Genomic DNA, 21,951 nt, shown 5'->3' on the forward strand with positions numbered 1-21,951 from the left:
GCGGAAGAGCGAGAGGACGTTGCCGGAGGCGCTGTTGGCGATGCTCAGCGACTGCATGCCGAGCTGCTGCTGCGTCTGCAGCGCCTTGAGCCGGGTCGACTCCTCTTCCAGGTCCGTGTCGATCAGCGCACCGATCGAGCTCTTGTTGATGTCGATCAGCTTCTGCACGAACTCCTGGTTCGAGGCGATCTCGGTCGAGGCGGTGCCCAGGTCGGTCGCGCCGTTCTGCAGCTGCTGGATCGTGGCGTCCACGAGCTTGATGTAGGTCTGGATCGTGTCCAGATCGTCGACTGTGTCGCCGAGCTTGTCGATCTTGATCGACGAGACCGACATGGTGATGGCGGCAGAGCCGATGCCGCTGACCGAGTACACCGTGTCCATAAGACCGCCGACATCGCCGGCCGTGCCGCCGACCGTCACCGTGATACCGGCAACGCTGTCGCTCGCAGCCGCGATGATGGCTGTCCGGGCAGCTGCACCCGCCGTGCCCGTGTTGCTGCTGCTCGTGCTCGTATCGTACAGGATCACGGCGCTCGTATCGAGCTTGGTCGTCTCCACCTTCACGCTCGAGCCATTGCGCGAGAAGGACGACACGATGCCCTTTGCGGCGTTGAAGGTGGTCGGCTGGGTGTTCGTCGACAGCCAGTTGTCGCCGTTCATCACGGTGTTGTCGGACACCGACTTGATCTGCGACAGGAAGGAGTCGATTTCGGTCTGCAGCTTCGTGCGGTCAGCATTGGCCGAGGTCGCGGTGGTCAGCTTGTTCTTGATGTTGTCGAGGTGCTGGAGGACCTTGGAGACGCCACCGTATGCCGCATCGACCGAGTTCTTGTCGAGGGCCATGGCGTCCTTGACGGCCCCGAGAGCGCCGTTGTCGGACTTCAGGGTCGAGGAGATCGACCAGTAGGCGGCACCGTCGCCGGCATTGTTGATCTTCAGTCCGGTCGAGATGCGGTTGTTGGTGGCGTCGAGATCCTTGTTGACAGACCGCAGGGTCTGCAGCGCGAACATCGCGGACATGTTCGTATTGATGCTGGTCATGGAATTGTCCCTTCGAAAATTACGGACCTAGATGCTTGAGGGACATACCGGATTTCCACCGGTACGGCAGAGCGGCATCATGCCTTCGAATGAGGTCCGTTCAGACCACCCATTCAACCTGCCATGTTGTTACCCGGGCGGCAGCTCGGACCCGCATGATCAGGCCCTGCTATCGATTCGGAATGTCTTTGCCTCACTGTATTAACCATACCTTCCTCAACGAAAGGTTAATTTCAAGAGCGTATTTCTTAACAGCTGGCCACCGCGGGCTCGGTAACAACTCCGACCGTCCATACGTATCTTGGGCAGCGGAAGGCAGGCTGCAAATAAAAAAGGCCGCGCTCCGAAAGGAGCGCGGCCAATCGAGCCCGCCTCTAGGAGCGGGATCAAAGGAAGTCTTGTTACCGGAAGAGCGAGAGGACGTTGCCGGAGGCGCTGTTGGCGATGCTCAGCGACTGCATGCCGAGCTGCTGCTGCGTCTGCAGCGCCTTGAGCCGGGTCGACTCCTCTTCCAGGTCCGTGTCGATCAGCGCACCGATCGAGCTCTTGTTGATGTCGATCAGCTTCTGCACGAACTCCTGGTTCGAGGCGATCTCGGTCGAGGCGGTGCCCAGGTCGGTCGCGCCGTTCTGCAGCTGCTGGATCGTGGCGTCCACGAGCTTGATGTAGGTCTGGATCGTGTCCAGATCGTCGACTGTGTCGCCGAGCTTGTCGATCTTGATCGACGAGACCGACATGGTGATGGCGGCAGAGCCGATGCCGCTGACCGAGTACACCGTGTCCATAAGACCGCCGACATCGCCGGCCGTGCCGCCGACCGTCACCGTGATACCGGCAACGCTGTCGCTCGCAGCCGCGATGATGGCTGTCCGGGCAGCTGCACCCGCCGTGCCCGTGTTGCTGCTGCTCGTGCTCGTATCGTACAGGATCACGGCGCTCGTATCGAGCTTGGTCGTCTCCACCTTCACGCTCGAGCCATTGCGCGAGAAGGACGACACGATGCCCTTTGCGGCGTTGAAGGTGGTCGGCTGGGTGTTCGTCGACAGCCAGTTGTCGCCGTTCATCACGGTGTTGTCGGACACCGACTTGATCTGCGACAGGAAGGAGTCGATTTCGGTCTGCAGCTTCGTGCGGTCAGCATTGGCCGAGGTCGCGGTGGTCAGCTTGTTCTTGATGTTGTCGAGGTGCTGGAGGACCTTGGAGACGCCACCGTATGCCGCATCGACCGAGTTCTTGTCGAGGGCCATGGCGTCCTTGACGGCCCCGAGAGCGCCGTTGTCGGACTTCAGGGTCGAGGAGATCGACCAGTAGGCGGCACCGTCGCCGGCATTGTTGACCTTCAGTCCGGTCGAGATACGGTTGTTGGTGGCGTCGAGATCCTTGTTGATCGACCGCAGGGTCTGCAGCGCGAACATCGCGGAGTTGTTGGTATTGATGCTGGTCATGGGATTGTCCCTTCTAACGCAAACTGTTGAATGAGGGACATACCGGATTTCCACCGGTACGGCAGAGCGGCATCATGCCTTCGAGCGATGCCCAACGGGACAACATCGCTCAATCTGCCATGAGTGTCATAGTGACGACATTACTTTGCGCAAAGCCGTACTTATCGTCAAGTCATGAGAACCTGACGTCCCGATTTAGCATTAAAATGGTTAAGTAATCTTAAAGTTGGTCGACGAAGGAAGCGCCCTCATCGCTTCTAGACGGACGGGTTAGGACACGCGAGATCGGCTACTGAGAATGCCTTTGGCATTTGAGCTGATTGCCAGATCTCAACCATATGCTCGTATGCTCGCTCAAGATTTCTGGTGTACCGCTCAATGTCGAAAAGCGGCGTAGAAATTCTATTTCGCGAAAGCTTACCCTTGATCGCTCGCAGCATTTCCGGCTGCGTCGCCAACTTCAGCGCCAATTCTTCGTAGTCCTGCAGGTTCGGCGTGACGAGTTCAGACAACCCGACAGCTCTCAGGAGACTACCAGCTACCCTTCCGGCAAATGCATCACCCAAACAGGTTATGACGGGGAGACCCGCCCAGAGAGCGTCACTCGTCGTTGTATGGGCGTTATAAGGCAACGTATCGAGAAAAAGGTCGGCATGGCAGTGTCGCGCCAAATGTCGTGAAACCGGCATCTTTGAAGCGAAGACCAACCGACTCGAGTCAACGCCACGCGAAACAGCCTCCTTGCAAAGGTTGTTACGGACTATATCGTTTGATTCAATAAGCCAGAGAACACTGCGCGGCACAGCGCGAAGCAACCGCATCCACACGTCGAACACCGCTGGCGTCAACTTGTAATTATTGTTGAAACAGCAGAAAACGAATGCATCTTCAGGGAGACCACACTCTGCTCGAGTAGGCACATCTGTAGAGATCACACGCTTAGTGTCGTTTGGCTGATAGCAATGTGGAAGCTGGACTATCTTCTCCACAAAGTAGCGCTGCTGGTCCATCGGGGTAACGATTGGATCTCCAATTATGTAATCGATGAAGTCTGCTCCCATGGTACCCGGGTAACCGAGGTAGTTGACCTGGATTGGGGCTGGTCGGCGTGCCAGAATTTGAGTTCGTGCGTCTTGAGTATGACCTTTCAAGTCGACGAGGATATCAACGCCGTCGTCAAAGATCCTTCGAGCTGCATCAGGATGTGCCATCAGACGAATGTCGACAAATTCGTCGAAAGCATAGATCAGACGCTGCCTCATCGCGCTGTGATCGTCTTTGCTATGTGAATAGGCGATGATGTCAAAACGGGAGCGATCGTGTCGTTCGAAGAGCTCTGCCGTTAGAAATGCGGTAGCGTGGCTGTAAAAGTCGGCAGAAAGGTAGCCAACCCGGATTTTGCGTGTCTGCGCTCCACGCAAAACCGGCATTGGGTGGGAGAACTTCCCACTTTCCGGAGCGTCATAATTCTCCGCCCATGACAAAGCTATGTCGAGCTTGTCCATAGGCGTGGCGGACGGTGCGGCAAGGACGATGAAAGGGGGAACTTCATTCGTCAGGCGTCGACGGCACAGGTCCAGGACCGCAGCCTCGTCCTGCTCAATTCCACTCCAGTCGCAGGCCGCCAATCGAAGCTGATAGAGTTCTCCTAGAGCCGTATGGCTTGACGGGTTAATCGCCAGAACCTTGCGATATGCGTCGATTGCCTCTCGAATCTGATTCTTCTTCCGGTGCACCATCCCGGAATTGGAAAGGGCGGTAAGATTGTTAGGGTCGACCTGAAGCGAGAGCCTATAGGCCGCAGCGGCCTCATCAAGGTTTCCAAGTTCGTCGAGAACATTCCCAAGATTGTTCAGCGCTGCGGTATCATCGGCCTTCAGCGTAAGTGCCTTCTTGTAGGTTTCGACAGCTTCCGGGAGCCGCCCCTCTTTAGTGAGAATTAAAGCAAGTTCGGCAAAATATACGGACTGGCTGGGGTCGATCTTCAGAGCATCCTGGAGGCAGTCCTTTGCTTCATCGAGACGCCCCTGTAGACTGAGTACTCCTGCCAAGCGCCGATGAGCATCGATGAAGTCCGGCTTGATTCGAGCGGCCTCCCTGAATGCCGTACTGGCTGCCATCATTTCCCCTTGCGCTGAATAGATTAGCCCCAAGTTGAAATAAGCTGCAGCATGGCCAGGATCTAAGTTCAAGGCATGTTGATATGCATTGATCGCGTCCGCGAACAGTTGCTGCTCTTGCAGAACCCGTCCGAGGGCATTGTAACATTCGGCAGCTCCCGGATCAATTTCAATCGCCTTTTGGCAGATCTGAGCTGCCTCATCCAGACGTCCCATCGCCTTTAGCACGCTGCTTAAACTCGCATATGCCTCAACATCACTAGGCTTCAAGACAATTGCACGATCAATCAGTTCGGCTGCAATCGCGTTTCTCTTGAAATGGTGGGCGACCAATCCGAGGCGGTGAAAGGCACGGAAGTCTCTGCTGCCACTGACAAGTATTGCGCGGCATGCAGACTCCGCTTGCAACGTTCGGCCCGCCTGAAAGTGATGGGTGGCGAGTTCAAACGCTGAAATTCGAATAGCCTGACTATTGCCAGACCTCGCTGCCTGCTTGACTGCCATGCGCCGCTGCTGTCGGTTCATTCTGTCACCTGACCTTGGTTCCAGATTGGCATAGTGCATACCAAGCCTGCGTGTAGCTTACTTCAAATCCTAATACTTGATGTATGCAGGCACATACCTGGCAATGACTCCCGCCCTTGTATGTTTCAAATGCGCGATAAACCATGTCGGATCGTAGCTGCCTTTCTCTACGGATGGCAATGAAACCGCCTATCTTTCGGATTGTAGAGGCAAGGCAGGTCGCACTATCTGGACCAAAGGGTTGTTTACCGCAGAACAACCACCTCTGGATCCCAACATACTTGTGAGAGTCGCTCCCTGACTTCCTTCTCGTAATTCGGATTCATCAGGATAAGGGTGCGAACGTCACGGCTGGGCACATCCTCTGGAGCAATGATCGGATGCGCCGAAACGGCGATGAATCCGCCCTGTTTGCCAGGATTGGAATCTACCACAGCGTCGATAAGCTCGCCGGATGGATCCATCATGAGCGCGAAGGTGGCTCCTTTGGCCCCTGCGCCCCACAGAGCCACTCGACCTTTTCCGCGAGCATGCTCAATGATTGCGTACCATTTATCCCGGAATTGGGCGAGCCGCTCGCCGAAAGGCTGGCTCTCGCCGTCCTCGTCCGGAGCAGCCTCTGCCTCAACCCACAGGTACTGCCCCTCGAAACACGTTTCAATCTTATTTGGGGCGAACCCAGCCTTACGCAGGGCAATGCTCATCGATCCGAAATCGAACAGGGAGCAGTGCTCGTAGAAGAAGTCCTGAAAGGCGTCGTGGCGCAAAATCCAGCTGTTGTCGGGCGTTTCCAGAAAGAGTTTGACGTTGCTTCGTTCCGGGAGAGTCTTCCGGATGGCCTTCAGGAAGCCAACTGGGTCTGGAACGTGCTCGATTGTATGGCGGGAAACCAGAACGCTCGGGCTTTCATCGAGGCGCGAAGCTGAGTCGCTCGTAAAGTATTCCGGGAAGATCCGGATGCGGTCACTTCCATCCTCTTGGATGCCTCGATAGGCCGGATCAAAGCCCGTCGCATGAATGGAGCGTCCGGTCGGAGCGAGTGTCATGAGGCGCTGAATGAAATCGCCCTGACCGCATCCGATCTCTACGATATGAGCAGCTTCGTTCGCCGGCAGGGCCTCAATGATGCGGCAGGCGCGCGATCTCAGATGGGCGAGGAATGCCTCAGAATGGGTCTGGCTGTTATCATACCCTTCGGAATAGCGAATGCGATCCGGATTGAAGGCGCTGTTCCAAACGAATCCACATTGGTCGCAATGCCTGATGCTCAACTCCCCGGTGGCTGCGGCGCGCGCCTCTGCTGGTGTGTGATGGACCGCATTCTGCAGGACCGGAGTCTTCTCCCGCTGCAGAAGTGCGCGCGGGGCTGGAGTTGAGCAGATGGGGCACAACATACAACTTATCCGATCCTGCGGATGTACGCACCGGGCCAATAGGTGACGTTGTCGAGCGCGGTTCCCTCATTGAATGAAGGGACAGGCGGCTCCATGCGGAAGCCAGGATTGGCTGCAACGAAATCCAGTGCCGCGCGGGTCGGATTGTCGTCGCGCCACGATGGCGTGCCGCGCGGCGTATCCGCGACCTCGGACATGATACCGTCGGTGGCCAAGATGTATGACCCAGGCGAGACGAGTGGGCTGTAGAGCGCCAGTTCTTCGGAAACGTGCGTGTAGCTGTGGTTGCTGTCGAGGATGATGAGGGTGCGCTCCCCGGGATTGATCGCCTTCCTGACCGCTTCCAATGTCTCCGGTGCTGTCGAACTTCCCTCAATGAGCTCGATATATGAGCTCAGGCGATGAGTTTCGATCGCCGCACGATTATGGGGGCGGACTTCAATGTCAATGCCGACCACGCGGCCGCGCCCCATGGCGCAGCACAGGCTTGCATAGAAGATCAGCGAGCCGCCATGCGCAACGCCGGTTTCGATGATGACGTCGGGCTGCACGGCATAGATCAGCTCCTGGATGCGGAGCACATCGTCCGGGAGCTGGATGATCGGCCGGCCGAGCCAGCTGAAGGTATATGAGTACTTCTGGTTCCAGTTGACCTTCACGTAGAGGCGCGCCAGTTCCCGAAACGCCTCGTCCGAATAGAGCGGCAGTTCCCGGCTGCCGTCCTGGGTCTCCAGGATTAGGATGTTGCGGGCTTCGTCGATTGTGGTCTTCATTCTGACACTCCTGCTGCCGCATGGCGCACAAGGGCTTGTTCGGAAGACCGCCAGTGGTCAATGGCGGCCTGGAGAGAGGCGGAAAGTGAATAGGTGGCACGATACCCGGTCACGTCCGAGAGGGGACCGGCATCCCCCCAAAGATTGGGAGCTTCATTCGGACGGTCGGGGAGAGCACCCAACCTGACGAGATCCGGCCGGCCCAAGAAAGCGGCGGCTGTTCGGATGACTTCTGCGATCGTCACCGGTGTTCCCGAGCAGATGTTGATCGGGCCCGAGACCGAGCTGAGGGCCAGTGCCGCAAAGGCCGCCCCGCAGTCTCGGACGTCCATGAAATCGCGGACTTGAGTTCCCGAACTGCAACGGGCCGGCTCTGAGCGCAAGATGCTGCGGACGATGCTCGGGACCAGCCGGTTCGGGTGCTCGCCGGGACCGATCAGCATAAAGATCCGTCCCCAGGCGTAGCTCATCCGCTGATCGGAGCAGAAGCTGCGAAGGACCCGGTGAAAGGCATCTTTTGCGACGGCGTACAGATGGGCGGGCGCAACCTCAGTTTCACCCGCCACGCACGGACCCACCCCAGGAGCCCGATACTCGACGCAGGTACCTGCCGCGACGACGCGCGAGCCACCCGCATCGGCAAAAAGTCTGATCAGACGTAGGCTTGCTGCGACCCAATCGAGGTTTTCCGGTGCATGCCAGAAACGGCCATGCGTCGTTTCCCAAGCGAGGTGGATCAGCGTATCAAAGGAACGGCCTCGAAAGATCTCCGGGAGCGCATCAGGATCTCTCAAGTCATAGGACAGAAATGCAACACGAGGATCGCGGGATGAGAGCTGGGACCGGCCGAGAGAGGTGACCCAATGCCCCTCTTCGGCCAGCACAGCGCAAACGTGCTGTCCGATCAGGCCAGTCCCGCCGGTAACCAAGATGCTCCGGCTGCTAGACATGTTGTAGATTCCTGAGCAAGGGCAGAGACGCGTCACGCTCGGAGATGACAGCGGGGGAGGTCGGCCATTCGATTCCAACGTCCGGATCATCCCACCGAAAGCCGGCAGCGGCCGCGGGCACAAAAGGCTCTGCCATCTGGTAGAAGAGGTCGGTTTCGTCCTCGAGGGCCACGAAACCATGCGCGAAACCGCGCGGAATGTAGATGGCTACGCCGTTCTCGACGCTGATTTCGATGCCGAACCAGCGGCCGAAGGTCGTCGAGTCCGGCCTGACGTCGACTGCTACGTCGAATGCCCTACCACGCGAGCAGCGGACGAGCTTCGCCTCGGTATGGGGTGAGCTCTGGAAATGCATGCCACGCAGGGTGCCTCGCGACACATTGTGGGAGACGGAGCATTGCAGACTGCAATCAGCAAGCCCGTGCCGGAGGAACGTTTCGCGACAATATGTGCGCGCGAAGAATCCACGCGCGTCCTGGTGACGGTCCGGGTGCACCAGGAAAAGGCCAGGGATACTAAGGGACTCAATTCTCATGAACCAAAGGCCGTATGATTGTGCGAGTTCGCTGATGCGTCGCAATCGAGGATGCTGAGCGCCGGAATCGCGGTGATGAACCGGGCTCCACGGTCACGCAGGTAGACCAGTTGCCCGGCCACCTCGTCGCGAATGTTCCAGGGCAGGATGACGATGTCCGCCGGCTGGGCCGCGTCGAGCGCCTCCGGAGCGAGGACAGGGATCCGGCTTCCGGGGAGAAGCGTGTTCTGCTTCACGGGATTCCGGTCGACCACGAAAGCGATTTGGTCGGCGGTCACTCCACAATAGTTGAGGAATGTATTGCCCTTGGCGGCAGCTCCGTAGCCGAGGATCGTCCGGCCTTTGGAGCGTGCCGCATCGAGGTAGGAGGTGAACTCCTCGCGCACCCTTTTTACCCTGGCCTCGAAGCCGGAATATCCCTCCGGGCGGTCGAGGGCAGCCGAACGCTCCCTATCGAGAACGCGGTCTACAGACCCGGTCCGGGCATGGGACGCACCATCGCGGCATGCGAAGACGCGCAGCGAACCGCCATGCGTCGGCATCTCCTCAACATCGAACACGCGCAGTCCGTGCCTGGCGAACAGCCTGATGACCGCGAGCAGCGAGAGATAGGAGAAGTGCTCGTGATAGATGGTGTCGAACTGCGTCTTCTCGATCAGGTTGAGAAGATGCGGGAACTCCACCGTGTGAACCGCCTCGGGCTTCAGCAATATGGCGATGCCAGCCACAAAATCATTGATGTCGGGCACATGAGCCAGCACGTTCTTGCAGATCACGAGATCCGCCGCATGACCCTGCTCCACAAGACGCTCTGCGGTCGCCCGTCCAAAGAAACTGACATCCGTCGGAACGCCTTTGGCCCAAGCCGCCTTGGCGACGTTCTCGGCCGGCTCGACACCGAGACAGGGAATGCCGGCGTGCACCACGTGTTGAAGGAGATAGCCGTCGTTGCTGGCGATCTCTATGACCTTGGACGTTGCATTCAACGCAAAGCGTTGGATCACCATCTCGACGTACGACTTCACGTGGGCGACCCAGGAGTCAGAATAGGATGAGAAATACGCGTAATCGCTGAAGATCTCCTCCGGCGGGACGACCTTCTCGACCTGAACCAGCAGACAGGCGTCGCAGACCCGTGCATGGAGCGGGTACTTCGGCTCGGCATGGCCGACCGCATGCAGCGGCACATAGGAGTTCGCGAGGGGCTGGACGCCAAGATCGATGAGGGATCGGGTCAGCGGAGCGCCGCAGCCAAGACAGGCCGGGTGATCTTCTGTCATGTGAGCGCCTCGTATCGGTCGATCTGTTCCGAGGTGATGTTAGCCATGTCCCTGCCCGCATCGAAGGCCCTATACCATTCGGTCGACCAGCGCAGGGCTTCCCTTGAATCGAGCTTGGCCCTCCAGCCAAGGGTGCGTTCAGCAAGGCCCGCATCCAATGCCAATTGAGCGGCTTCGTGGGGTTGTGCTCCTTCTGCCAGAGCCCAGCCCCGCTTCGAGCCTAGTCCAGTAAGCACGATGTCTGAAGCTTCCGATACCGTCAGGATGTCTCCAGCCGCGGGCCCGAAGTTGAGTGCCCGCGGCAGCTTGCTGCCGCGGGGACCCGTCAGGGCCTCGATATAGCCCAAATATCCGTAGAGCGGTTCAAGCACTAACTGCCATGGACGCGTTGCTGCGGGGTTGCGCAAGACGGCTGTTTCTCCGGCTTTTACTGCGCGCCAAAGATCGGGGATAAGACGATCCTCGGACCAGTCGCCGCCACCAACCACGTTACCGGCCCTAGCCGTCGCCACGGGAACCCCGGCAGGAGTAAAAAAGCTTCTGGCCCAGGATTCCGTCAGGATCTCCGCGGCCGCTTTCGAGGCCGAATAAGGATCGTGGCCGCCCAAGGGAGAATTTTCCTGGAACGGCTGACCGCTTTCGGCATTGCGGTAGACCTTGTCAGTCGTGACAACGAGAATGGCGTCCAGTTCCGCCATGACGGCATCGTTGCCGCGCAGGGCTTCCAGCAGGTTGACCGTGCCGGTGACGTTCGCCTGCACGGTATCGCACGGAGCTCGATAGGAGCGGCGGACGAGGGCCTGCGCGGCCATGTGGATCACGATCGACGGCCGGGCAGTCTCTACGGCATCGGCGAGAGCCTTCTCGTCCTGGATGTCGCCAATCCATGAGGTCAACCGTTGGGACCTTGGCAATACCGTGAAGAGGTTGGGCTGAGTCTCCGGTGTGAGGGCAAAGCCAAATACCTCGGCTCCGAGGCGGTCGAGACAGAAGGCGAGCCAAGACCCCTTGAAGCCGGTATGTCCGGTCAACAGGACCCGTCGGCCCGCCCAGAACGAGGTCGAGATCATGCAGCGTGCAAACCTGTCCGACGGGGGGCATTCGCCCAGGGGGCGGTGTTCTCGATCCACATCCGCTCGAGTTGCTGGCGGTCGCGGAGCGTGTCCATGGGCTGCCAGAATCCGTCATGCACGAAAGCGGCAAGCTGGCCATCGGCTGCAAGACCGGTCAGCGGCTCGGCCTCCCAGGGAGTTCCGTCGTCGCTAATCCGGTCGATAACACGCGGGTGTAGCACGAAGAAGCCGCCGTTGATGTATCCGCCGTCGCCGAGCGGCTTTTCCATGAAGCGAACCACACGCCCGTCCTCGATTTGGGTCGCGCCGAAGCGGCCGGGCGGGCGAACGGTCGTTACCGTGGCGTCTAGTCCGTGGCTCTGATGGAAGTGGAGAAGGGCTTGCAGGTTCACGTCTGACAGGCCGTCGCCATAGGTCATCATGAAAGGCTCGTCGCCTTGGAGAAGATGGCGGACGCGCTTAAGCCGCCCGCCGGTCATCGTCTCTGCGCCGGTGTCGATCAGACTGACACGCCAAGGCGGAACATACTCGTTGCGCGAAAAGGCAACGGAATTCCTGGCGAGATCGACGGTGACGTCGGACCGGTGAAGGACGAAATTAGCAAAATACTCCTTGATCACGTAGCCTTTGTAGCCCAGGCAAATCACGAAATCATTGAAGCCGTAGTCGCTGTAGTGGCTCATGATGTGCCATAGAATGGGGCTGCCGCCGATCTCGACCATGGGTTTGGGACGCGTCTGCGTCTCCTCCATCAGGCGTGTGCCGAGCCCTCCGGCGAGAATGACAACTTTCATTCTGCCCCTCCACTGCATTGATTTGTTTGCATCAGCTATTCGTTGGGTACTTACTACTCGTACGACTGAACTACAGGCTTACTCTGGACATCGCACCCTCGGGCGAACAGAAAGTGCACTTCGTAAGGTGCCGCAGCGCTAAGACGCGATGACGCTCATCAGATCGCATTCCACGAGCACAAGACCAGGCCAAAAGCCCGCCTGGAGGAGTAGATCTCTCTTCTCATGGCTATTTGTCATAATTAGCATGCGAGCTTTATCTTCCTGCTCGATGCTGTCTTCAGAGAAGATCGCGATCTCCAGATCGCTCTGCATCTCATGAAGAAGTTTCTGAATTATAACCGCATCGTCCATGGCGTACAGGCCGATGCGCTGCAACTGAGTCGTGGCGTTATAGGTCTGAAGGAAACATTGAAGGGCTGCACGCCCAGCCAGGAAGCTGCGAAGGTCTTGCGCCTGATCAGGCGGCAGAGCGTCAGCCACTAAGAGCCTTATCAGAACATCGTTCGCGGCAATGAAATCCCTATCTCTGATTAGGAGCCTCAAAGCGACTTGCATGCGCGTGTTTATGAAGGATTGTATGCCCTGGGCTACCTGGGGCCTGCTCTTCTCCGGGACACCAGGCGCACCCCGGAGCCGGAACGCTTGATGGATCATCGCCTCAAGCCCGCCTCGATAAGCGTCCCATCCAGCCCCAGTCACTACCTGCTTGTTGCCGTGCTGCTCACGCTTCTCTTCAGATGAATGTCGAGTGATGAACCGATAGAAAGGAATTGGCAGGAAGGCCACCTGAGCATAATTCAAGACATTGATCAGATGCACGAATGCCCAGTAGGCACGATGCGGCATATACATCATCCGCCGCATGATCTCAGCGCGATAAACGCAGATCTCGGGAAATACGTGGTTCCCAAGTACGAAATCGCACAATGCCAAGCTGTCTGCACGTCCGAAAATCCTTGGAGAATTCAGGTCATAGAACAGGCCTTGGGACTTCTGTTCCACATCATCCCACAACTCCCAGGGGCAATGGCAAACGCCGACATCGAGATTCTCTTCCATAAATTGAAGAACCTGTCTAAGTCCTTCGACCTCGAGACGATCGTCATCCGCAAGGTAGACGACGTACTCACCTCTCGCCAGATGGTAGGCCGCCATCAAATTGGCCTCGGGGCCAACGTTCTCCGTCTGGCGAGTGTAACGTATCTCCGGAGAGGTGCTCGCGAAGGCCTCAACTGAATCGGAAGTATCGTCACTTGAGCAGTTGTCGCATATGATGACCTCATACCTGAATGGGAAATCGGCGACTTTGACGAGATGCCTCAGTGTCTCTTTAAGATACGAGGAACGGTTGTAGGTGATAATGCAAATACTCAGCTTGACCGGCAGTTCTGCAGGACAGGAAGGCGCAGCCTGAGCGGCTGTTTCCGCAAAGTCTGACTCAACGCAATCTTGAGATCCGGCGACGGGACTAAGAGGAAGATAGTACGGTGACCGCTGATCCATTTCACCACCATGCAACGTATCTGTGGCGAAGTACTACTCGTTGGAGCATGTGCGAGGCTGTCTTCATGCGTGCAGCAACCGCAGCTGACAAATATCTTCGATGAGACGAAACACCAGTGAGACCAGTACTTATCGTTAGCACAAGCGATGAGATTGTCAGAAATACGACCGCACCAGCCCGCTGATCAGGATGTTCCAGCCGTCGATCAGGATGAAGAACAGGATCTTGAACGGCAAGGCTATTACGGTCGGAGGCATCATCATCATGCCCATAGACATGACGAGAGTCGCGACGATCATGTCGATCACGAGGAACGGCAGAGCGATCAGGAAGCCGATCTCGAAGCCGCGCCTCAGCTCGGAGATCATGAAGGCCGGAATGATGATGCGCAGGTCGACCTTTTCGCCCTCCTCCGCCTTCGGGAAGCTCGCGGCCGCCATGTCACTGAAGGTCTGAAGATCTTTTGGGCGCACGTGGGTGAGCATGAACTCCCGGAAAGGGTCGGTCACCTTGGAGAAGGCCTCCATCTCCGTGATCCTGTTCTCGGTCAGAGGCTGGATCCCCTCCTTCCATGCCCGATCAAAGGTCGGAGCCATGACGTAGAAGGTCATGAAGAGCGAAAGACTGATCAGGAAGAGATTGGCCGGCGTGCTCTGGAGCCCGAGGCCGGACCGGAGAAACGACAAGGCCACCGCAAAACGCGTGAAGCTCGTCACCATGATCAGGAGGCCGGGGGCCAATGATAAAACCGTCAGGAGCGCAACGAGCTGGATGATGCGTCCTGACACGGCACCGTCGCCAGCAGGAATGAGAGACTCGAGCCCTGGAACCTGCGCGCTCGCAGCGGTTGCGCAGAGTGAAAAGAGGGCGACCGAGAGAATTCTGAGGAGCATGGCGAGGTCAACGGGTTGAGAGGATCATCAGGCAATCAACAAATCAAGGCTGCGGGTGCGAAATTGCGGCTCCTGCAGGCTCTAAGCGTCTAGGTGATTCACGCGCGTTTCAGGAATGTGCTCAATCGTCGCGAGCGAGAAATCTCCTGCAATCACTGCACGATCAGCGTCTCGACGATGAGTTCGCGCACCAGCCCCTTCGAACGCAACGCAACACGCTCGTTCAGATCCTCCCGCAAATGCTGAAGGCCGCTCGCCCCTTCGATCTGCGGCAGAGAGAGCGTCCGCAGGTATGCCAGAATGTCCTGGCGAATCTCGGCTGTCATGACGTCTGGGTTGGGCAGCGCACCATTCGTAAAAACGATGGAAGACTCCAGCCGGACCCAGACGTCGCTTGCCCCCACGAGATTCGTCACCACGGGCGCAACCGGCTTCAAGACCATATCGCCGGTATAGACGAGGGCCGGCATGGCCTTGTCCTGCTCGCCCTTCTTCTTCTCATCAACGGCTCTTTCGACGGTCGAGACCAGGAAGAGACCGAAAACGCCACCCGTTCCGATCGCCAGCAGCGTCAGGACAACAAGGGTCACGAGCCAGCCCTTGCCGCCGCCGGACGATCCTTCTTTCGACAATCCTTTTTTTGGGCGCTTTGCCATGACTGCTCTACCCCGATCCGTCTTTAGAAGGGCGTGATGGCATCATAGACCTGCTGCCCCCAGGCGGGCTGCTGGACATCCGTCAGCCTGCCACGGCCGCCGTAGGAGACGCGGGCCTCCGCAATCTTGTCATAGCTGATCGTGTTCTTGCGGGAGATATCACGGGGACGAACGATTCCGGCGATGTTGAGCACCCGAACTTCGAAATTGACCCGCACCTCCTGGGAGCCGCTGATCAGAAGGTTGCCGTTCGGCAGCACCTCGGTCACGACGGCCGCGACGGAGAGCCGGAGCTTCTCCGAACGGTCGATCGTTCCCTGTCCCTCGGACGATGACGAGGAGCGGAGACTGCCCTCGGCAAATCCTTCGCCCGAAGCACCATTGAAATCGGCCCCGAAATCGAGGCCCAGCTTCGCATTTGAGGAGCGCGACCGATCGGAGGCGTTGTCGAACTGCGCCTTGTCATCGATCGCGATGTTCACGGTGACAACGTCGCCCACGCTCTTCGCACGCGGGTCCTGGAAGAGATCCGCGCTGCTCTGGGTCCAGAGCGAATGATAGCTTCCCCGACCGCTGTGGGCGAAAACCGTCGGCATGGGCTCGCGCGCGACGTTCAGTCCATAGCCGACCGGCGTCATCATCGGCTCACGTCCCAATTCGCTCGGGTTCGTGGCACAGGCGGCCAGGAAAAGCACGGCGATGGAGGAAAAAACAAGCTTCATCCCGATTTCTCGCTGTCCTGGGCCTGCTTCGGCTTATCTGTGAGAATGTTGGTGAGTTGCGCGGCGCGGGCGGGTTCCATTTCGTTCAGAACGGCACTTGCACTGCGTGGATTGAGCTTCGCGATAATCGCGGCAGCCACATCGTCATTCATGTTCGCGAGCTGGAGCGCTGCCGCGTCCGGACGCATGCGCGAGTAGATTGCCACGATGGACTCGTCCGCCTTGGCGAGAAACTCATTGCGACGCCTGAGCCACTCCTCGTATTCCGCCCGCTTCTGCTCCAGAACCTTGATACGCTCTTCGATTTCCTTTTCGAGGGACGCGAGCGTCTGCTTCTGCCATGCAAAGCGAGCATCGGCGGCCGCATCGGCAATGTTGGTGCAGTACTGACTGGCCTTGGCATCCTGAGTTGCCGCTGCAGGCTTCTGCGGCTCAGGCGACTTGGAGGCTTCCGCCGGCTTCGACGCGTTCGGAGCTTTCTCTTGAGCGAATGCAGCCCCTGTGACGGCCGACACAGCGAGCGCCGCGGAGGCCAAGAGGATGATAGCCAGAGCAGAGGCAGGCTTGATCAAGATCATGGGTCAGGACCCGCTTTTCCATGAACTCCAGGAAGGGCGAGACGTCTTCTGGGAGTGCTTCATCACTGAACCACCAGCTCCGCCTGAAGGGCACCGGCCGTCTTGACCGCCTGCAGGATTGCGATGATGTCCGTCGGCTTCAACCCGATCTGATTGAGGCCTTTCACGAGGGTCTGAAGGTCCGATCCCCCGATCACCGCGAGATGGCCATCCTGCTCGCTCGCCTCGATCTGGGTCCGCGGCACCACCGTCGTACGTCCGTTAGAAAATGGTTCAGGCTGCGACACCTGAGGAGCTTCCGTCACCCGCACGGTCAAATTGCCGTGGGTCATGGCAACGGTCGAGATCTGCACGTTCTTGCCGATCACCACCGTGCCGGTCCGCTGGTCCACCACCACTCGCGCCGGCGCATCCGGCTGCACCCGCAAGTCGCCGATCTCCGCGATGAAACGGGTCGTGCCGATGTCATGCGGCCGCTGGAGCACGACGCTCCGGAAGTCGCGAGGCGTCGCCACACGTTTTCCGTACCGGCCAAGCGCATAGGCGTTGATGGCGTCGGTGATCAGAGTGGCCGTCTTGTAGTCCGGGTTCTTCAGCTCGAGAACGAGGGAGGGCATTTCGCGAAATGCACCCTGCACCTCTCTTTCGATCAGCGCGCCGTTCGGGATGCGTCCGGCCGTCGCGACGCCCTGGGTCAGCGTCTCGGCCTGCCCGACGGCCGAGAAGCCGGAAACGGCGACTGGGCCCTGAGCCACGGCGTAGACCTGGCCGTCGGCCCCCATCAGCGCCGTCAGCATCAGAGTGCCACCCTTCAGCGACGTCGCATCGCCGAGCGACGTGACGGTGACGTCGATGCGCGATCCCGTTCCCACGAACGGAGGCAGATCGGCCGTCACCGTCACGGCCGCGACGTTGCGCGTACGAAGCGGAATGTCGCGAACGTTCACGCCCATGCGATCCAGCATCGACTGCAGCGACTGCTCGGTGAACTGCGAGTTGCGCAGCGTGTCGCCGGTCCCCTGGAGACCCATCACGAGCCCATAGCCGACGAGCTGATTGTCTCGGACCCCTTGAACGGCGGCAATGTCCTTGATGCGCGTCATCGCCTGCGCGCTGGTGGCGCAGAACACGGCGATCAAGAGGAGGAACAATCTAAGCATCGTCAGTTTCCAATCCGAACTCGGCCATCGGCCTGAACGACGCCGAGGATGATCCGTCCGGTATCGGTGTTCCGGACCCGGATCTGCTCCCCGAGCGAGCCGGACTGGAGCGGGGTTCCCATCGTGGTGATCGTGAGCCCGTTCTCCTCAAAGACGACCTGGGTTGCAACGCCGCGCGTGACGATCTTTGCCTCATCGACGGCGTTGCTCGGAATCGCCTCTCCGGGAAGCAGCGTGCGCCGCGCGACCTTTCCGATCAGCGCGAAGGGCGCTTCGACGACGGCCGAACGGGCACGAAAACTCTCAGGGAAGCTCCGTTCCCTGATCATCGAATCCGTAATGACATCGCCCGGATAGATGGTGACGGTCGGAACGGGGAGCATCAGCGCCTCCGCCATGCCCGACTGAGTGCCGCCCACGAGCATCGCCAGTGCAGCAAGTCCACTTCTCAGCGGGTGTTTCATAAGCACCTTCACCATCATTCATTCCGCGCCCTTAGCGGATCCCTTTCGAAACGGTTCCGGCCATGTCGTCGGCCGCCTGGATCACCTTGGAGTTCATCTCGTATGCGCGCTGGGCCGAGATGAGGTTGGTGATCTCCTTCACCGGGTCAACGTTCGAGCCTTCGAGATAGCCCTGATGGATCTTGCCGAAGCCCGGATCGGACGGGACGCCCACAACCGGCGCGCCGGAGGCCGGCGTTTCGCGGTAGAAGTTGTTGCCGAGCGGCTCGAGGCCTGAGTCGTTCGCGAAGTTCGCGAGCTGAAGCTGGCCGAGATTCTGAGGCACCGCCTGGCCGTCGACCTTGGCGTAGACCTCGCCCGACTGGTTGATGCTGACCTCGATGGTATTCGGCGGGATGATGACGACCGGGTCGAGCGTGTAGCCGTCGATGGTGACGAGCTGGCCATCGCCGTTCTTGTTGAACGAACCGGCGCGGGTGTAGATCGTCTCTCCGTTCGGGCTTGTCACCTGGAACCAGCCCCGACCGTTGATCGCCAGATCGAACTGATTGGTCGTGTTCGTGAGCGATCCCTGGCTGTGCAGGTTGCGGATCGCGGCGGAACGCACGCCTAGGCCCAGCATGGCGCCTTCCGGTATCGGATTTTCGCCGGCCTGATTGGGGACGCCCTGAAGACGCTCCGCCTGATAGAGCAGATCCGTGAATTCGGCCCGCGCTCCCTTGAAGGCGGTAGTGTTCACGTTGGCAATGTTGTTTGCGATGACTTCGACATTCAGCTGCTGCGCGTTCATACCCGTTGCAGCAATTGCGAGCGCTCTCATGGCCGTCTCCTTAAATCGCCATCCGCGAAATTTCCAAGTAAGCGGCCACGACCTTGTCCCTGATCGCGATCGCCGTCTGCAGGGTCTGCTCGGCGGCCATGACGGCCTCGACAACCTGCTGCACGGAAGCCTTGCCCTGAATGCCAGCGATGGAGGCAGCCTCACCGGCCTTGAGGGTCTCGGTTGCCTTGGCGGCCACCTGGACCATCACATCGCCGAAGTCGGCCCCCTGTGCTGCGGGCGCGACCGGACCGACCTTCTGGAAGCTGTTCAGCTGGGTCGCCGAAGCGCCGCCGACTCCGTCGACAAAGGAGGAAATCGATGAAATTGCGTCGATCATCACGCCCCCCTCAGCAGGTCAATCAAACTCGTGATCATCGAGCGGGCCTGTTTCATCATCTGCAGATTGGCCTCGTAGGACCGATTGGCCTCGCGCATGTCGGCCATCTCGACCAGCATGTTCACGTTCGGCATCTTCACGAAGCCGCGCTCATCGGCTGCGGGATTGCCCGGATCATATTCGACTTGAAACGGCGCCTGATCGACACCGATCTCCTTCACCTGCACCGACGACGCGCCGAGGGCCCGGTCGAGCTCGCTGCGGAACGTGATCGTCTTGCGAGCGTATGGATCGGATCCTGCCGTCTTGCCGGTTGACTGCGCGTTCGCGATGTTTTCCGAAATGACGCGCAGACGGGCGGACTGGGCCTCGAGACCGGCGCCGGCGAGACGGGAGGATGCCTGAAGCGGATCGATCATTGTCCGCCCTTCACGCTCGCCATCAGCATCCGGTGGAAGGACCTGACGATGCTGGTATTGAGGTTGTGCTCACGGTTGACGGTGCCGGCCTTCATCATTTCCTGCTCGATGCTGACCGAGTTGCCGGAATGCATGGTTTCCCAGCTCTCGGTCTTCTTCACCTTGGCGGAGCGGACATGTGGCGCATCGAACCCGATGTGACCGCTGGAGGTCGCCGCCATGGCGAGCTGGGTCTTGTCGAGAACGCTCGAAAACGGCTCCACGTCGAGAGCCTTGAACCCGGGAGTGTTGGCGTTCGAAATGTTGCCCGCGATCGTCGCCTGACGAACTGCAAGCCATTGAGCCTGCCGCGAGGCCAGATCAAACAGATAGACCGCTCCCACGGAATCCTCCACTTTCGGTCGCTTCCGTCCTCGGCTTACGCCGGTAACCTTGCCCGAAGCTGACGCGTGGCTGCCCCGGGCTTACCGCCGGGTCGCATGAAGGAGAGAGTGGGGGGTCGGCTCAGGAAGTATCAATACCTCCGGTCGATGCAGAGAAGGCAAACGCCTGGGAGTGTTCCTCGCGGGACGAGACCCGCAGGCCCATGTGAGACATGATTACGGCGCGGCCCTGGGGGACCGCGCCGGATGGAGACATGGAAGTGAGGGCCTGTTGAGCCCTGGCGAGGACAGCTCGTTAGGCGGCCCTGACGCCCGACAGGAAGGAGTCCACCTCGCGACCCAGATCCTCCGCATATCGGGCAAGTTCCTGCGCAGCGCCAAGCACCTGGACGGCCGCAGCTCCAGTCTCTCCCGCCCCGTGCTTCACGCTGTCGATGCTGCCCGTCACCTGCTCGGTACCGCGGGCGGCCTCATGAACGTTGCGGGCAATTTCGCCTGTGGTCGCCCCCTGCTCTTCCATGGCAGCCGCGATCCCAGTCGAGATGCTGGACAACTCGCCGATGATCTTCTGGATATCCTGGATGGCGCCCACGGCCTCATGGGTGGCGCCCTGGATCTGCGTGATCTGGGAGCCGATTTCCTCGGTCGCCTTGGCGGTCTGGCTGGCGAGGTTCTTCACCTCGCTTGCCACGACGGCAAATCCCCGGCCGGCTTCGCCGGCGCGGGCTGCCTCGATGGTGGCGTTGAGCGCGAGAAGGTTGGTCTGCGAGGCCAGGCCGTTGATCAGCGTCACCACGTCCCCGATGCGCTCGGCGCCCGCCGCAAGGGCCTGGACGATGCCGTTCGTGCGGTCGGCATTCGCCACGGCCTGGCCGGCGATCTGGGTGGAGAGGGTCACCTGATGGGCGATTTCGCGGATCGAGCTCGCCATCTCCTCGGTCGCAGCCGCCACCGTCTGCACGTTGGCAGAGGTCTGCTCGGCCGCCGCCGCGACGGTCACGGATTGCTGATTGGTCTGACCGGCCGTTGCCGTCATCGTGCGGGCGGTTGCCTCCATTTCGGTGGCCGCGGAGGCAAGCCCCTGCGTCAGGGTCGAGACATTGGCCTCGAAGTGGCGGGCCAGTTCGTCCAGACGCAGGGCCCGGCGCATCTTGGCCTCATTCTCCGCCTCCTGCTCCACGGCAAGCCGCTGGCGCTCGGCCGTGTTGTAGCGGAACACCTCGACAGCCCGTGCCATGGCACCGACCTCGTTCTTCCACCCGACGTACGGGACGTCGTCGGAGGTGTTGCCGTCGGCCAGCCGCTCCATGACGGCCGCCAGCTTCGGAATTGGCCGGAACAGCATTCTTGCCGCCATCAAAGCCGCAATGGCCACGACCAGGACGACGACGAGCGATGCTCCCGCCATGCGCCACATCATACGGTTCGCCGAGGCAGAGAGTTCGGTGGTCTCGACCCCGCTTCCCAGGACGCCGAGGATCTGACCGCTCTGGCCGAAGACCGGCAGGTTGATCAGGAGGTAGGTCTTTCCGAGAACCAAGGCCTCGCCGACATAGGTCTGACCAGCGGACACGACGGGGAAGACAACTCCGTTGCGGTCCATGGCGGTGCCGACGGCACGGGAGCCATCGGGATTGCGCATGTTCGTGGCCCGTCGGATGAAATTCCCGTTGGACGGGGCCCTGACGAAGAGCGTGGCAGGAGCCTGCGTCGCCTCCGCGATCCGGTCGACCAGCTCGTCACTGTAGAAGACCGCGTCGTCGTTCACGATGACCCCGTTGATGGCACCATTGCCATCCTTACGCACTGTCAGGCTCGAAACGGCACCTTTCAGAATGCCCGTGAAGGTTCTGACATTGGCCTGTTGCTGCGCGACCGCGCTGCTTCGGACATCCGACCAGCTCTGAAGCGCGACGACGGCAAAGAGAGCCGCTGCGGTCAGGATCACGAACAACACCATTGCGGCCGTCGTGACGCCGGAAAGCCTCCGGTTTGTGATTAAATTCATAATATGCCCCCGAGATAAATCTCTTGGGTTCAGTTGCGGAAAAAGCTTTAAAAAGAAGTGAAGTAGAAATG

Annotated in this window: 22 protein-coding genes; all 22 read right to left on the bottom strand. The window is 59.6% G+C overall.

Annotated elements, in window-relative coordinates:
- The coding region (locus tag DES45_RS21045; protein ID WP_114772298.1) for a flagellin N-terminal helical domain-containing protein at nt 1-1,041 on the bottom strand (1,041 nt) is incomplete at its 3' end.
- Between the two features lie 401 nt (nt 1,042-1,442).
- On the bottom strand, nt 1,443-2,486 hold the full coding sequence (locus DES45_RS21050; RefSeq protein WP_114772300.1) for a flagellin N-terminal helical domain-containing protein: 1,044 nt from the start codon (nt 2,484-2,486) through the stop codon (nt 1,443-1,445).
- A gap of 257 nt (nt 2,487-2,743) precedes the next feature.
- Nucleotides 2,744-5,110: a tetratricopeptide repeat protein gene (locus DES45_RS21055; protein WP_170151584.1), complete on the bottom strand. Its 2,367-nt coding sequence runs from the start codon at nt 5,108-5,110 to the stop codon at nt 2,744-2,746.
- Nucleotides 5,111-5,376: 266 nt separating this feature from the next.
- Nucleotides 5,377-6,525, bottom strand: a complete 1,149-nt coding sequence (locus DES45_RS21060; RefSeq protein ID WP_114772304.1) for a class I SAM-dependent methyltransferase — start codon at nt 6,523-6,525, stop codon at nt 5,377-5,379.
- Between the two features lie 5 nt (nt 6,526-6,530).
- Entirely contained in the window at nt 6,531-7,298 is a 768-nt protein-coding gene (locus tag DES45_RS21065; RefSeq protein ID WP_114772306.1) for a cephalosporin hydroxylase family protein, read from the bottom strand.
- On the bottom strand, nt 7,295-8,248 hold the full coding sequence (locus DES45_RS21070; protein WP_170151585.1) for an NAD-dependent epimerase/dehydratase family protein: 954 nt from the start codon (nt 8,246-8,248) through the stop codon (nt 7,295-7,297). The genes DES45_RS21065 and DES45_RS21070 overlap by 4 nt, the downstream gene beginning before the upstream one ends.
- Nucleotides 8,241-8,783, bottom strand: coding sequence for a dTDP-4-dehydrorhamnose 3,5-epimerase (gene rfbC / locus DES45_RS21075; RefSeq protein ID WP_114772310.1), 543 nt, complete (start codon nt 8,781-8,783; stop codon nt 8,241-8,243). The genes DES45_RS21070 and rfbC overlap by 8 nt, the downstream gene beginning before the upstream one ends.
- Complete coding sequence (locus DES45_RS21080; protein WP_114772312.1) at nt 8,780-10,063, bottom strand: class I SAM-dependent methyltransferase; 1,284 nt, start codon at nt 10,061-10,063, stop codon at nt 8,780-8,782. Before DES45_RS21080 ends, rfbC begins: the two co-directional genes overlap by 4 nt.
- A complete protein-coding gene (gene rfbG / locus DES45_RS21085; RefSeq protein WP_114772314.1) occupies nt 10,060-11,133 on the bottom strand; it encodes a CDP-glucose 4,6-dehydratase in 1,074 nt (357 codons plus the stop codon). The genes DES45_RS21080 and rfbG overlap by 4 nt, the downstream gene beginning before the upstream one ends.
- Nucleotides 11,130-11,930, bottom strand: coding sequence for a glucose-1-phosphate cytidylyltransferase (rfbF, locus tag DES45_RS21090; protein WP_114772316.1), 801 nt, complete (start codon nt 11,928-11,930; stop codon nt 11,130-11,132). Before rfbF ends, rfbG begins: the two co-directional genes overlap by 4 nt.
- Nucleotides 11,931-12,068: 138 nt before the next feature.
- Nucleotides 12,069-13,436 (bottom strand): glycosyltransferase family 2 protein, encoded by a 1,368-nt coding sequence (locus tag DES45_RS21095; protein WP_114772318.1) that lies wholly within the window; start codon nt 13,434-13,436, stop codon nt 12,069-12,071.
- Nucleotides 13,437-13,592: 156 nt separating this feature from the next.
- Nucleotides 13,593-14,330, bottom strand: a complete 738-nt coding sequence (gene fliP / locus DES45_RS21100; protein ID WP_114772320.1) for a flagellar type III secretion system pore protein FliP — start codon at nt 14,328-14,330, stop codon at nt 13,593-13,595.
- A 152-nt stretch (nt 14,331-14,482) separates the two neighbouring features.
- Nucleotides 14,483-14,986 (bottom strand): flagellar basal body-associated FliL family protein, encoded by a 504-nt coding sequence (locus DES45_RS21105; protein ID WP_114772322.1) that lies wholly within the window; start codon nt 14,984-14,986, stop codon nt 14,483-14,485.
- Between the two features lie 23 nt (nt 14,987-15,009).
- The gene (gene flgH / locus DES45_RS21110) at nt 15,010-15,708 is read right to left on the bottom strand and encodes a flagellar basal body L-ring protein FlgH (protein ID WP_114772324.1); all 699 of its coding nucleotides are present in this window, start codon (nt 15,706-15,708) and stop codon (nt 15,010-15,012) included.
- The gene (locus DES45_RS21115; RefSeq protein WP_114772325.1) at nt 15,705-16,286 is read right to left on the bottom strand and encodes a MotE family protein; all 582 of its coding nucleotides are present in this window, start codon (nt 16,284-16,286) and stop codon (nt 15,705-15,707) included. The genes flgH and DES45_RS21115 overlap by 4 nt, the downstream gene beginning before the upstream one ends.
- A gap of 62 nt (nt 16,287-16,348) precedes the next feature.
- Nucleotides 16,349-17,446, bottom strand: coding sequence for a flagellar basal body P-ring protein FlgI (flgI, locus tag DES45_RS21120; RefSeq protein WP_114772327.1), 1,098 nt, complete (start codon nt 17,444-17,446; stop codon nt 16,349-16,351).
- Between the two features lie 2 nt (nt 17,447-17,448).
- Nucleotides 17,449-17,910, bottom strand: coding sequence for a flagellar basal body P-ring formation chaperone FlgA (gene flgA, locus DES45_RS21125; RefSeq protein WP_114772410.1), 462 nt, complete (start codon nt 17,908-17,910; stop codon nt 17,449-17,451).
- Nucleotides 17,911-17,941: 31 nt separating this feature from the next.
- Nucleotides 17,942-18,730 (bottom strand): flagellar basal-body rod protein FlgG, encoded by a 789-nt coding sequence (gene flgG / locus DES45_RS21130; RefSeq protein WP_114772329.1) that lies wholly within the window; start codon nt 18,728-18,730, stop codon nt 17,942-17,944.
- A gap of 10 nt (nt 18,731-18,740) precedes the next feature.
- A complete protein-coding gene (gene fliE, locus DES45_RS21135; RefSeq protein WP_114772331.1) occupies nt 18,741-19,070 on the bottom strand; it encodes a flagellar hook-basal body complex protein FliE in 330 nt (109 codons plus the stop codon).
- Nucleotides 19,070-19,489 carry a flagellar basal body rod protein FlgC gene (flgC, locus tag DES45_RS21140; RefSeq protein WP_114772333.1) on the bottom strand — a complete coding sequence of 140 codons (420 nt, stop codon included), beginning with the start codon at nt 19,487-19,489 and terminating at the stop codon, nt 19,070-19,072. The genes fliE and flgC overlap by 1 nt, the downstream gene beginning before the upstream one ends.
- Complete coding sequence (gene flgB, locus DES45_RS21145) at nt 19,486-19,872, bottom strand: flagellar basal body rod protein FlgB (RefSeq protein ID WP_114772413.1); 387 nt, start codon at nt 19,870-19,872, stop codon at nt 19,486-19,488. The genes flgC and flgB overlap by 4 nt, the downstream gene beginning before the upstream one ends.
- 295 nt (nt 19,873-20,167) lie before the next feature.
- On the bottom strand, nt 20,168-21,880 hold the full coding sequence (locus DES45_RS21150) for a methyl-accepting chemotaxis protein (RefSeq protein WP_114772335.1): 1,713 nt from the start codon (nt 21,878-21,880) through the stop codon (nt 20,168-20,170).
- Nucleotides 21,881-21,951: the final 71 nt, after the last annotated feature.

Source organism: Microvirga subterranea, from assembly GCF_003350535.1.
Classification (GTDB): domain Bacteria; phylum Pseudomonadota; class Alphaproteobacteria; order Rhizobiales; family Beijerinckiaceae; genus Microvirga; species Microvirga subterranea.